Genomic DNA, 11,259 nt, shown 5'->3' on the forward strand with positions numbered 1-11,259 from the left:
AAATCTCAAACATGATGAATTTACTATATGGCCTGGGTTTGATTTTATTTATACAATCCATAAGAAAAAAAGCGCACCACAAAGGGAGCGCTTTTTTTATATCATGTAATGGAAGCTTCGTAGATTTCTTTGATGGACTTTTCGAGCGTCGTGTTGAACTCTTCATCCGACTGGTCAGCGCTCAAACCTTCTGATAAGGCACGTGAGAAGCTGGCAATCAAGCCCTTGTTTTCAGCAAGCTTCTGGTTCGCCTGCTCGCGCGGATATCCGCCGGACAATGCAACAACACGCACGACACGAGGGTGGTCGATCAATTCTTTATAGAAATTCGCCAGCGTCGGAATCGTCAATTTCAACATGACGTACTCGTCGTCGCTGAGCTTATCGAGATGGCTGAGGATTTCGTCATTCAGCATGGCCTCGATGCGTTCTTTGTCTGCGCTGTTGATATCGACTTCCGGCTCGATGATCGGCACGAGTCCTGCAGCGATGACTTCTTTCGCCACTTCGAATTGCTGGTCGACGACTTGCTTGATGCCTTCCGCATTCGGTTCTTTGATGACTGAGCGCATCTTCGTGCCGAAGACATTGCGTTCGACCGCACGTTTCAGCAGTTCGTTCAAATTCGGGTTTGGCTTCATCAATTGAACTCCGTTCTGTTCATCCGCCAGGCCTTTATCGATTTTAAGGAAGGGAACGACACCTTTCGCGTCCCATAGATAATTACTTGTATATTTGCCGTATACTTCGCGGTCCATCGTCTGTTCAAACAGGATGGCTCCGAGCACATAATCCGATGAAAATGACGGGGCCGTCATGACGCGCGTTCTCATTTCGTGGATCAGGTCGTACATTTCATCTTCGTTGGAGTAAGCATCTTCATTAACGCCGTAAAGTTTTAACGCTTTTGGCGTACTGCCACCACTTTGGTCGAGTGCAGCGATAAAGCCTTTGCCGTTCTTCATTACTTCAAATTGTTTTGTGTTCATCGTCTCAGCTCCTTAGATTAAGAAATTTTGACTCCATTAATCCTGTTCCCTGCTAAGTGTACCAATAATCGGGTTTTTCATCAAAAAAAGATTTCAGAATTGTCGTGCATGTTAATCTTCAATAGAAACGCCTGGATTTTTGGCTATTTCAAAGTCGAAGCGGACGCCTGTCAATTGTTCGGATACGTCCCATAGTTTTCGGGCAAGCGCTTCATCAACGGCTGTCGGGTGGGGGGTATCGAGCGCGGGATAGCCTTTTCTGCGCCCTTTGCCGGCAGGGCCGATGTATTCACCGCCTGTGAGATCCGGTTCGGTAGCGGCGTGGACGGTAGCGAGCGCTCCCATGTCGGGCGGCTGGAGAAAGCGGTTGGCGAAATCCCTAAGCAACACCGGCGCATCGTATTTTCCGATCTTGAAGATATTAGTGGCAGAAACGCCGGGGTGGCAGGCGACGCTAATCGTCTGGATATGGTGCTTTTTCAGCCGCCGGTCAAGTTCCATCGCAAACAGCATATTGGCGAGCTTGCTTTGGTTGTAGAATTTTTTCGGGCGATAGCCTTTCGAGCCGTCAAGATTATCGAAATCGATTGAGCCGCGGTTGTGGGCGAGGCTTCCGAGTGTGATGACACGCGAGCCCGAGGTCTTTGCAAGCAGCGGCAGAAGGTGGGCGGTCAACGCAAAATGGCCGAGGTAATTGCTGCCGAACTGCAATTCAAAGCCGTCTTTCGTTTTTCCGTAAGGCGGCATCATGATCCCCGCATTATTGACCAGTAAATCGAGTGAACGGAAATGCTTTTTGTAGCTGTCCGCAAAATGGCGGACGCTGGCGAGATCGGCCAAGTCGAGTTTCAAAACGGCAACCGTCGCTTCCGGATGGTAATCGAGAATCTCCCGTTTAGCGTTTTCGCCTTTGACCAAATCGCGGACTGCCAACAGAATCGAGAAGCCCCGGCCGGCGAGCATGTTGGCGGCTTCCCATCCGATGCCGCTATTGCCGCCAGTGATAATAGCGATTTTATGATGAACATCTTCCAAAAAATCATCTCCCCTTTATTTAAAATAAATGCTGCGTGAAGCTTCTTTTTCTATCTAGTTTACCCCATTTGAAAATTGAAACCGCATACATTCGAGAAAAAACGAAAATCTTGTGAAAAGATCATCGAATTGTCTAAATTTTTACACAACAAAGTCCGCTGATGTGTTAGAGTAATTCAATAATCAAAATGAAGAGGGTGAATCAGATGGCAAAAAACATCACAGAGCTGGAAAGGGAAGTCGTTGCTAAAGAGGTGACCGTGGCCGATATTATGGTCGCCAATCAGGCGCTGAAGGATGTCATCATCCGGACGCCCTTACAGCGCAACGAGATTCTTTCGGCACGCTATGGCTGCAATGTCTTTTTGAAGCGGGAAGACCAGCAAGTGGTCCGTTCGTTCAAATTGCGAGGCGCCTATAATTTCATCCGCAGCATGACCGAGTCCGAACGGTCCAAAGGCGTCGTCTGTGCTAGCGCCGGCAACCATGCACAAGGTGTAGCTTATTCCTGCAAGGCACTCGGCATCGAAGGGAAGATCTTCATGCCGCTTACGACACCGAGCCAGAAAGTCTCTCAAGTGAAACGCTTCGGCGGTGAATATGTAGAAGTCGTCTTGATCGGCGATAGCTTCGATGATGCCTTTGCGGCAGCGATGGAAGTCTGTTCGGAAGAAGGAAAAACCTTCGTCCATCCATTCAATACGGAAGCTGTGATCGCAGGGCAAGGGACGGTCGCAGTTGAAGTACTCAATGATATGCAGGAACCGGTCGATTACATGTTCTGCGCTATCGGCGGTGGAGGATTGGCGTCTGGCGTCGGAACGTATTTGAAAGGCGTTTCTCCCGCAACGAAGCTGATCGGTGTCGAACCGGAAGGCGCGGCGAGCATGAAAGCTTCTCTCAAGGAAGGCCAAGTGACGCGGCTTGATACGATTGATACCTTTGTCGACGGGGCAGCGGTCAAGCAAGTCGGGGATCTATCGATGGCGATCTGCCAAAAAGTGCTGGATGACATCGTTCCGGTCCCGGAAGGCAAAGTCTGTACGACCATTCTTGAGTTGTATAACGAAAATGCCATCGTCGCAGAACCGGCCGGCGCGTTATCGGTAGCTGCACTCGACTTTTACCGGGAAGAAATCCGCGGGAAAAATGTCGTCTGCGTCGTCAGCGGCGGCAATAACGATATCGAACGCATGCAGGAAATCAAAGAAAAATCCCTAATCTACGAAGGCTTGAAGCATTATTTCATCGTGACTTTCCCGCAACGAGCGGGAGCACTCCGGAAGTTCATGGGCGATGTGCTTGGCGAACAGGATGACATTACCCACTTCGAATACACAAAACGAAATAACCGGGAACATGGCCCCGTCTTAGTGGGGATCGAATTGAAAGACCCGGCAGATTACGGGCCACTCGTGGAGCGCATGGCGCAAAACGGCTTCCCGTATAAGGACATCAATAACGATTCATTGCTTTTCAATTTACTGATCTGATCTGATTTGATGGCTGTGCTGCCTGCTGTGTTTTTTAGTGGGCGGCACAGTTTTTTTTATTTACTGGAAAATTGTAGATATTATAATTCTCCTGCACTAAAAGAGCTTATTTTTTATCAATAATAAACAGAAATATGGTGATAAAATATTATTTTAAATATTCAGTAATTTAGGGTTTACAGGAAATGTGAAATAATGTAGGCTGATACTATCACATCATCTTATGCAAACTATCGATTGGCATATCTGATAGCGCTTTATAGTTGGATGGTGTCGAATGAATTGAATGGCTGCTCCAGGATAAGGCAGAGAACAAGTATTACCGGTTCTGTGCAACTGTAAACTTAAACTTTGGTTGAATGTGGCAGACTATAGAGCTGTGCACAGCGCCGGAAATATTCTCCTCTGGATAGAGGAGCCTGTTCCGGTGCTTTTTTTAGTACGCAAAAAGGGAGAGAACGTTATGGAAGAAAGGAGAGAACTTGTTAAGCCGTTGGGGAACGCTTGGCAAGAACCACAATCACCAGTGAAAGACAGCACTCGAATCGGTACTAGAACTGCAGGAGGGACGATCCGGTTTCTCGGCTACGATAACGGCGGTACAGCTATCAATCAAGTGGATGTTTGGATGAGCTGTGAAGAGCTGCCTGTTTTTATCCAGGCGCTTGTCATCCACCCAATGCCCCTGCCGACGGACTATCTGCAGACAGCTGAACCCCATGAAGACGGGTTTTGGGTAAGGATCCGTTCTCATGAGTCACCGAAAGTATTCGTTACAAGGCTGAGTTCAGCGATTGGCTGCCTGGAACAGCCAGCGTAAACAATCCAAACCAAGTGGAAGGCGGTAGTTTCAATGGGTAATCGGAGTGACCTGATTAAACTAAGCGAGGAAGACATTTACCTGATCCTGTACTTGTGGAAAATGAAAGGCTATGAAACTAAAGAGTTGGCCCAGCGCTTTCATATCAGCGCTGAGTCTTTGGAGGATTTGCTGTCCGGCCATGTGAGAAGAGACTGCTACAGGGGATTCAACCGAATTGAAAAATATTTGGTGGAGACTTACTGAGCGGTAAACTTTTGATGGGAGTGTTCAATATGGGAAATCACAGCGAGATGAAAAAGATCAGCGCTGCTTTTGCAGCCAGCTATGAGCGCTTTATCCAAGGTTATCTTCAATATAAAGCCGAGCGCACCCGGCAGCATCCTGATGGGGAGGTCGAACGCTATGACAACAGCACACGAATTAAACAAGCTCAGCGATGAGGCCGTCTACAGCATCTTGTATTTCTATCATATTGAAGAATTTCCCGCTGAACACTTAGGCTTGAAATACGGTGTCAGCAGCTTGACGATCGAAGGCATTGCCAAAGGCCGATACCGCCCGAAATGCCATGAAAATTTTATGATCGTCGAAGGCATTTTGGAACGCCGTTTAGTGAAGCGGGCCGAAAGCCGATAAACCAACTTTGCTTATTGAAAAAGCCGGATACCCATCTAAAAGGGAATCCGGCTTTTTTTGTGCTTATTCAGTTACTTTGTCTGTCAGGTACCCATAGCCTTGCGTTTCCATCTCTTCAAGCGGTACGAATCTCAAGGCCGCGCTGTTCATGCAATAGCGCAAACCGCCGGCATCTTCCGGCCCGTCTTCAAAGACATGGCCTAAGTGGCTGTCGCCCGCACGGCTCCTGATTTCGGTCTGCATGCCGAACAGTGAAAGATCGTCGTGCTCGGTCACGACTGCCGGATCGATCGGTTTCGTAAAGCTTGGCCAGCCGGTGCCCGAATCGTATTTGTCTTTGGAAGAAAAGAGCGGTTCACCAGTGACAATATCGACATAGATGCCAGGCTCATAAAAGCCATCGTATTCATTATCGAATGCAGTCTCCGTTCCGTCTTCCTGGGTGACGCGGTATTGTTCATCCGTCAACATCTCACGGATTTCCTCTTCACCTGGTTTCGGATAATCAGCCGGATCGATCAATTGCGGAACTTCCTGGTCTTCTAGGCTAGTGAAGTCAACATGGCAGTAGCCGTCCGGATTTTTCTCCAAATAGTCTTGATGGTAGTTTTCCGCAAGGTAATAGTTTGTCATTGGCTCGACTTCGGTAACAATCGGCTTATCGTATTTTTTCTGCTCGTCAGCAATAGCCTCATCGATTGCCGCCACAGCGGATGGATCGTCATAGAAAATTGCGGTCCGGTATTGGTTGCCGCGATCATTGCCTTGCTGGTCGACGAGTGTCGGGTCGATGATCAGGAAGTAACGGTCGAGCAGTTCCTCGAGCGAAACGCGTTCCGGATCATAGCGCAAATGGACGGTTTCGGCATAGCCGGTATCACCTGTCAGCACTTCTTCGTAAGTCGGGTCTTCAATCGTGCCGCCTGCGTAGCCGGACGTCACTTCATAGACGCCATAGATGCGTGCCATATAGGCTTCAACGCCCCAGAAGCAGCCTCCTGCAAACCAAATGTCTTCCAGGTTTTCGGTATCGAACTCCAGCTCTTCGTTGGGATTGTCTGGAAAGCGGGATTCTGAAGAAGAAGAGGCGGTAGTAGAATCGGTGACTGCTTCGCTTGAACAGCCCGCCAGCAGCAATAATAAGAGCAGGGGGAGAAAATATTGTTTCATCTGTGGTTCCGCCTTTCTAGCGAATCGAATTCATCAATTCGAGTATTTCATCATTGGTCACGTGGCCGGTGCGTTGTTCGGTAATTCTCCCAGCGGAGTTGATCCAGGCAGAGCTAGGGTAGGCCTCCATTTCAAACTGCCCGAACACTTCTCCTCCATCATCGAGCAAAACGATGAAATCGCCATCATGGTCGATGGTGGAGAACCAAGCTTTGAACTCATTGGCATTTTGTTCAGCGTATGTTCCGGGGGAGATGACGGTGAGGATCGTGAAGTCTTTATCGCTTTCGGCCAATTCTTCCAGTTCGTTCAATCCGGAAAGGCAAATTGAGCACCAGGATGCCCAAAAGAACAGATAGACTTTTTCGCCTTCGTAGTCTGCGAGATGATGGACAGTGCCGTCGAGGTCAGGTAATGCAAAATCAGGAGCCGCGGGGCCGCGGTTTTCCGATAAAGCTTCCGAGCAGGAAGTGAAAGTGAGCAGAAGGGCAGCTAATACAAGCAGCCGGAGTGGTAATTTCATGGTGATCATCCTTCCAGGTGAGGGCAATTCGCAAGGGTTTGGCGTTTTCTTGCTTGAATTGCTATCTATTTGAGCTATTCCCCAAATAGAGGCCTTTGAACCACGGAACTGAAAGGATGCGGCATACTTATCGGCAAAGTCGGGTAAACTGATGGTAAGTAAAAGTATAGGAGCGGTTGGATGGATAGAGAAACGAAATTATCGGGATTTGCTTTTATCGTGTTGCTTGTCGGCCTGGGCCTGGCATCCTTATTCATTGTCTTGTTTGCAGAACTGGCTGATGAAATGCTCGATCAGGAATTGGCCGTATTTGATGCTGTCACTATTCGATTGCTGGAAGCGATTGGAAGCAACTGGATGGACACGGTCATGTTTATCATCACCGAGCTTGGGTCTGTTTGGTTTCTTGTATTGATGTCGATTGGCGTCTTGTGGATATTGGGTGTCAAGATGCGCGACAGATGGGGTGTCTTGTTCTATTTAGTGGCAGTTGGCGGCGGCTCGCTGTTAACGGTTTTATTGAAGCACTTATTCAGCCGGGAGCGGCCGAGCATCAATGAAACAATCGATGCAGTCGGCTATAGTTTTCCGAGCGGCCATTCGATGGGCTCACTGATCTTTTACGGATTTCTTATTTATTTGGTCGTCCGGACCAAGCAGAAACCGTGGCTGCAGTGGGCATCGGTTTTCGGGCTCAGTGTATTAATCGTGCTGATTGGCATCAGCCGGATTTATCTGGGAGCGCATTTTCCAAGCGATGTCCTGGCAGGCTATATCGCAGGCACCATTTGGCTAGTGTTGAGCCTGGTGGCGCTCGAATGGATCCAATGGCAACAAAGAAGCCCAGTGCCGCCTGTTACAGCCTTGCGCAAAGTATTGGCCCCGGTTTATCGGGCCGTTATCGATAAATTGTAAACACACGGCTGCCGGTCTTGCCGGCGGCTTTTTTTACTAGCTGGATATTGTTGATGAAGCTGGTGATTCATTCATGCCAAATTCTCTTATCCCATATAGGAAGGCAGGTGAATGGAAGGTGAATTTCGGGATCCCGATCAGCTTGATGATGTTGATAGCCTTAATAGCGGTCCTTATTGTCATCTTAGTTTTATTCAGTAAACAGCGCAACCGATAATGACTGAAAAATCGAACAATTATGTGGCGTTTTTTTTAATTTCGGCGTATGATCAAAGAAAAGGAGGTGCCCTTGAGATGACCGACATTGTTGGGCTGTTGCCCATGCTCATTTTCGGCGGAATAGCTGTTGTCATCATCGGGATGGTATTCTCATTCAAAAATTGGACACATTAACGGAGAATGTGGAAGCGGTTTCCAGAAAATCCTGCACAGGGAAGACGGGTGCGGGATTTTTTCATGCTTGAAAAGGAATTCCTCGGTCTTTGCCGAATGAAAAATATTGAGAAGGAATCCAAGTGGCAAGGCGGGGATTGGATGGATGAAATGAAATCGGGGGCATTGGTCATCGGCGGGGTGGCGTTTATGATGGTGCTCCTCGGGCTTTATATGCTGCAAGGCAAAGGCGCATTTTTAATCGCTGGTTATAACACGATGCCCAAAGAAGAAAAAGCGAAATATGACGGCCCGGCAATGGCCCGTTTTATCGGGAAATTATTATTCGCTTTAGCCTTCAGTATGCTGTTTTGGCTTGCTGGCATGTTGCTTGAGAAAAGTTGGATGTTTTACATCGGTGTTGCCTTGTTTCTTGGATTTACCGGAGCGGCTTTGGTTTATATGAATACAGGCGGACGGTTTTTGAAGCAGCCGCCTACTAGTGGGCATAACAAAAACAAGTGAAACGAGAGTGTTGTCTCGTTTCACTTGTTTTTGTTGCTGATGGAACGCCCGCTCCGGCCAAGCGCATAATAGATGCCATGCTGCAGGCTCTGCAAAGTTTCGAATTTTGACAGGTCCTGCATCGTCCGTGTAATGATCATGGCGAGTTCCGGCGAGACGCGGACCAGAATCGTCTCCGTGCCGAGCAAGCGTGCTGCTGCCGCCAATTTATCGATCAATTGCACGGTGTGCTCTGAAATATTTCGGTTCAACCCTGTCAGGTCGAGCAGCAGAAACTCCGCTTTATGCCTTGGCAGTTCATTTAAAGTGTTGTTGATCAGGTCTTCTGTCCGGTCTTCGTCATAGCTTCCGATCATTGGCACCACAATGATGCCTTCGAGCACTGGAATGACAGGGGAAGAAAGTTCGCGTACGAGCTTCTGGAGCATTTGAGTTTTTTCATCAACCATTTCTTCAAGCTGGCGGATCTGTTGGTCTTCTTGCCGCCTTGCAAGTTCCCGTATGTTTTGCTGCACGGTAACGTCCGATGGATAGTATTCCACAATGCTGTAAGCTTGTTCATCATTTTGGTAGCGAATAGTGCGGTACCAGAAATTCTGGCCGAATAATCCGGTCAAAACACCGGCGTAATGGGAAGGGACAAAAATCCCTTTTGTCCCTTTGCGGTTCAATTGGTTCATTTTAAATTCCCAGTCATCCTGTATATGCATCGTGAATGTATAGTTTTCAATATCCATCTCAACGATGTCCACTTTGCCCCAGCCTGCTGGTGCATACGTATTTGAGATCCACTCGACCACATTGCTGGCGTTGATATTCTTCAAATCCCGGAATCCTTCTCCAACAACGATTCCTTGCCTGAATCCTGTGGTCTCAAGCACCAGGTCGGTCGCTTCTGTGCCGGTGATTTCCCGAATGGTGTCGAAAAAGGTTTCCATGGCGGAAGTCCAGAAAAAGACGACATCGCCCCCGTCAAAGAGCACTTCTCCTGTTTCCAAATCCCACTTTAACTCGGCTGCACCAACTGTGATTTCTTTTTTCATAGCTGTATCCTCCACTTCATTCTATACGAGCATTGCCAGATCATGGCAGTTGTTTAAGTATTCCCTGAGTGGGGGGGAAGTATGCATGAATCTAAAGTGGATTTCAAACCAAATGAAAAAGCCTGGAACCTCAATTCCGGGCTTTTTGATCGTCGTAAAATGATAATGCGGAAATGCTGTGGTCTTTCATCAGATATCCGTGGCAATGCATCAGCCGCTCACGCAAGTTGTCCGAGACACGGAGCGCATCGTATGCACAGACAGAAATGACTTTTCGCTGCGGGACGGAGCGGTCGATTTCTGTTTCATAATCGATAATTTTCTGCTCAATGTCTTCCTGGCTGCCCCATTCGATATGGCCCCATGTCCGGCACTGCCGGCCATCCGCAGTGAAAGATCCGACGACACTCTCGAAATATTCCAAAATGGCCTCGGGATGAAAGTTCCCTTTGCGCCAATAGAAATCGAAGTTATTGACGTAAAGGATCAAATCCAGTTCTTCGGCAGTCAATAGCTGCTGGAGCTTTTTTTGAATCTGCGGATAAATCCGCGGGTTTTCGACGAACAGGACACGGTCGTCATTTCGGACGCCGTCTAAGATATAAGACACAGCATTTTCTATATAAACATCTGTTTGTTCAGTCAGGTATAAAATATGCGCATAATCAGTCTGGCGCAAAGTTTCGGTGAAATCGCTCATTCTTTGATTCATTTTTTCCCCTCCGTGTAACGCATTTTCCATATAGTGATGAAATTCGTCTTCAGCTTGGAATAGAATAGCTGGAAGTGAAAAAAATGACAGCACTTGTGCACTTCCCATTAGTATATACCATATGGTGCCTTTACGTCGCATCTAAGCTGTCAGCCGCAACGCATGTTTAAATACACTGCGATCAAGGGAATGACTGCACACAAGGAGGCGTATATCCATGGGTATTTTTAATAAACAAGCATTAGTAGAAAAGCATATTTTGGTCACCGGCGCGACTGGTGGCATCGGCTGGGAAACGGCCAAAACAGTTGCGCAGATGGGGGCGAAACTGACGGTCACCGGGCGCGATGCGGAGAAACTGAAGCAATTGGAAATAGAATTGAAGGCATTGATGGATGACGACCGGCTGCATGTCAATGCGGCAGATTTGACGGATCCTCATGCCCGAAAACAGCTGGTCGAAACCGCTGAAGCTCGGCTTGGATTCATTGGCGGCTTGGTCAATTCAGCCGGAGCAGCTGGCGGAAAGCAAGTGGAAGAACTGGACCAGGAATTTTTGGAACATCTGATGAACATCAATTACACATCGACATTTATGCTGACACAATTGGTATACCGGCGCATGATGGAAGAAGGCAGAGGCGATATTGTCAATCTCGCTTCTCTTTCAGGTCTTCGTGGCACGGCTGGTAACACGGCGTATGCAGCGAGCAAATTCGCGGTGGTCGGATGGACACAATCAATGGCCTTGGAAGCGATTGAACACGGTATCCGCGTCAACGCGGTATGCCCGGGATATGTCGATACGGAAATGGCAAGAGCCAGCATCCAAAGAAAAGCGGAACGAAAAGGAATTTCTGTTGAGCAAGCGCTGGAAGAAGCACAGTCAGGAATCCCTTCCAACCGGCTGTCGACTCCTCAAGAAGTCGCTCAAACGATTGCGTTCCTATTAACGGACGCCGCACCGAATATCGTTGGTGAATCGGTGAAGATTTCCGGCGGCAGCGTCATGAGATAAAAAAG

General features: G+C 48.1%; 14 protein-coding genes. 8 read left to right on the forward strand and 6 right to left on the reverse strand.

What is annotated here, in order from left to right:
• Positions 1–101: 101 nt before the first annotated feature.
• Both ON064_RS14270 and ON064_RS14275 read right to left on the reverse strand, forming a co-directional pair.
• The gene (locus tag ON064_RS14270) at positions 102–989 is read right to left on the reverse strand and encodes a fructose bisphosphate aldolase (RefSeq protein ID WP_274625288.1); all 888 of its coding nucleotides are present in this window, start codon (positions 987–989) and stop codon (positions 102–104) included.
• A 111-nt stretch (positions 990–1,100) separates the two neighbouring features.
• Positions 1,101–2,024 carry an oxidoreductase gene (locus ON064_RS14275; RefSeq protein ID WP_274625289.1) on the reverse strand — a complete coding sequence of 308 codons (924 nt, stop codon included), beginning with the start codon at positions 2,022–2,024 and terminating at the stop codon, positions 1,101–1,103.
• Between the two features lie 206 nt (positions 2,025–2,230).
• On the opposite strand from ON064_RS14275, the gene ilvA reads away from it, so the two are divergent.
• The 5 genes from ilvA (at position 2,231) to ON064_RS14300 (ending at position 4,976) form a co-directional block, all read left to right on the forward strand.
• Positions 2,231–3,517, forward strand: coding sequence for a threonine ammonia-lyase IlvA (ilvA, locus tag ON064_RS14280; RefSeq protein ID WP_058381486.1), 1,287 nt, complete (start codon positions 2,231–2,233; stop codon positions 3,515–3,517).
• 463 nt (positions 3,518–3,980) lie between these two features.
• The gene (locus ON064_RS14285; protein WP_274625290.1) at positions 3,981–4,337 is read left to right on the forward strand and encodes a hypothetical protein; all 357 of its coding nucleotides are present in this window, start codon (positions 3,981–3,983) and stop codon (positions 4,335–4,337) included.
• 33 nt (positions 4,338–4,370) lie between these two features.
• Complete coding sequence (locus ON064_RS14290) at positions 4,371–4,583, forward strand: hypothetical protein (protein WP_274625291.1); 213 nt, start codon at positions 4,371–4,373, stop codon at positions 4,581–4,583.
• A 29-nt stretch (positions 4,584–4,612) separates the two neighbouring features.
• The gene (locus ON064_RS14295; protein WP_274625292.1) at positions 4,613–4,780 is read left to right on the forward strand and encodes a hypothetical protein; all 168 of its coding nucleotides are present in this window, start codon (positions 4,613–4,615) and stop codon (positions 4,778–4,780) included.
• Entirely contained in the window at positions 4,743–4,976 is a 234-nt protein-coding gene (locus ON064_RS14300) for a hypothetical protein (RefSeq protein ID WP_274625293.1), read from the forward strand. The genes ON064_RS14295 and ON064_RS14300 overlap by 38 nt, the downstream gene beginning before the upstream one ends.
• Positions 4,977–5,039: 63 nt before the next feature.
• Here the strand turns inward: ON064_RS14300 and msrB are convergent, their stop codons facing one another.
• On the reverse strand, positions 5,040–6,146 hold the full coding sequence (gene msrB, locus ON064_RS14305; RefSeq protein WP_274625294.1) for a peptide-methionine (R)-S-oxide reductase MsrB: 1,107 nt from the start codon (positions 6,144–6,146) through the stop codon (positions 5,040–5,042).
• A gap of 16 nt (positions 6,147–6,162) precedes the next feature.
• Positions 6,163–6,669: a TlpA family protein disulfide reductase gene (locus tag ON064_RS14310; protein WP_274625295.1), complete on the reverse strand. Its 507-nt coding sequence runs from the start codon at positions 6,667–6,669 to the stop codon at positions 6,163–6,165.
• 180 nt (positions 6,670–6,849) lie between these two features.
• Here ON064_RS14310 and ON064_RS14315 point away from each other — a divergent pair, with 180 nt between their 5' ends.
• Positions 6,850–7,584, forward strand: a complete 735-nt coding sequence (locus tag ON064_RS14315; RefSeq protein WP_121300555.1) for a phosphatase PAP2 family protein — start codon at positions 6,850–6,852, stop codon at positions 7,582–7,584.
• Positions 7,585–8,118: 534 nt separating this feature from the next.
• Positions 8,119–8,481, forward strand: a complete 363-nt coding sequence (locus ON064_RS14320) for a DUF3784 domain-containing protein (protein WP_274625296.1) — start codon at positions 8,119–8,121, stop codon at positions 8,479–8,481.
• A gap of 20 nt (positions 8,482–8,501) precedes the next feature.
• Here ON064_RS14320 and ON064_RS14325 read toward each other — a convergent pair whose 3' ends face one another.
• A complete protein-coding gene (locus ON064_RS14325; RefSeq protein ID WP_274625297.1) occupies positions 8,502–9,524 on the reverse strand; it encodes an STAS domain-containing protein in 1,023 nt (340 codons plus the stop codon).
• 130 nt (positions 9,525–9,654) lie between these two features.
• Entirely contained in the window at positions 9,655–10,236 is a 582-nt protein-coding gene (locus ON064_RS14330; RefSeq protein ID WP_274625298.1) for an MEDS domain-containing protein, read from the reverse strand.
• 217 nt (positions 10,237–10,453) lie between these two features.
• Between ON064_RS14330 and ON064_RS14335 the strand changes: the two genes are divergently transcribed.
• Positions 10,454–11,254: an SDR family NAD(P)-dependent oxidoreductase gene (locus ON064_RS14335; RefSeq protein WP_274625299.1), complete on the forward strand. Its 801-nt coding sequence runs from the start codon at positions 10,454–10,456 to the stop codon at positions 11,252–11,254.
• The last annotated feature ends 5 nt before the right edge of the window (positions 11,255–11,259 follow it).

It is taken from the genome of Planococcus sp. A6 (assembly GCF_028823615.1).
GTDB lineage: Bacteria > Bacillota > Bacilli > Bacillales_A > Planococcaceae > Planococcus.

What these genes read in the sequence shown, in the direction of transcription:
- ON064_RS14315 (WP_121300555.1), top strand. Translation starts at nt 6,850, where the DNA reads ATGGATAGAGAAACGAAATTATCGGGATTTGCTTTTATCGTGTTGCTT.
- ilvA (WP_058381486.1), top strand. Translation starts at nt 2,231, where the DNA reads ATGGCAAAAAACATCACAGAGCTGGAAAGGGAAGTCGTTGCTAAAGAG.
- ON064_RS14320 (WP_274625296.1), top strand. Translation starts at nt 8,119, where the DNA reads ATGGATGAAATGAAATCGGGGGCATTGGTCATCGGCGGGGTGGCGTTT.
- ON064_RS14290 (WP_274625291.1), top strand. Translation starts at nt 4,371, where the DNA reads ATGGGTAATCGGAGTGACCTGATTAAACTAAGCGAGGAAGACATTTAC.
- ON064_RS14330 (WP_274625298.1), bottom strand. Translation starts at nt 10,236, where the DNA reads ATGAATCAAAGAATGAGCGATTTCACCGAAACTTTGCGCCAGACTGAT.
- ON064_RS14295 (WP_274625292.1), top strand. Translation starts at nt 4,613, where the DNA reads ATGGGAAATCACAGCGAGATGAAAAAGATCAGCGCTGCTTTTGCAGCC.
- ON064_RS14300 (WP_274625293.1), top strand. Translation starts at nt 4,743, where the DNA reads ATGACAACAGCACACGAATTAAACAAGCTCAGCGATGAGGCCGTCTAC.
- ON064_RS14335 (WP_274625299.1), top strand. Translation starts at nt 10,454, where the DNA reads ATGGGTATTTTTAATAAACAAGCATTAGTAGAAAAGCATATTTTGGTC.
- ON064_RS14270 (WP_274625288.1), bottom strand. Translation starts at nt 989, where the DNA reads ATGAACACAAAACAATTTGAAGTAATGAAGAACGGCAAAGGCTTTATC.
- msrB (WP_274625294.1), bottom strand. Translation starts at nt 6,146, where the DNA reads ATGAAACAATATTTTCTCCCCCTGCTCTTATTATTGCTGCTGGCGGGC.
- ON064_RS14325 (WP_274625297.1), bottom strand. Translation starts at nt 9,524, where the DNA reads ATGAAAAAAGAAATCACAGTTGGTGCAGCCGAGTTAAAGTGGGATTTG.
- ON064_RS14310 (WP_274625295.1), bottom strand. Translation starts at nt 6,669, where the DNA reads ATGAAATTACCACTCCGGCTGCTTGTATTAGCTGCCCTTCTGCTCACT.
- ON064_RS14285 (WP_274625290.1), top strand. Translation starts at nt 3,981, where the DNA reads ATGGAAGAAAGGAGAGAACTTGTTAAGCCGTTGGGGAACGCTTGGCAA.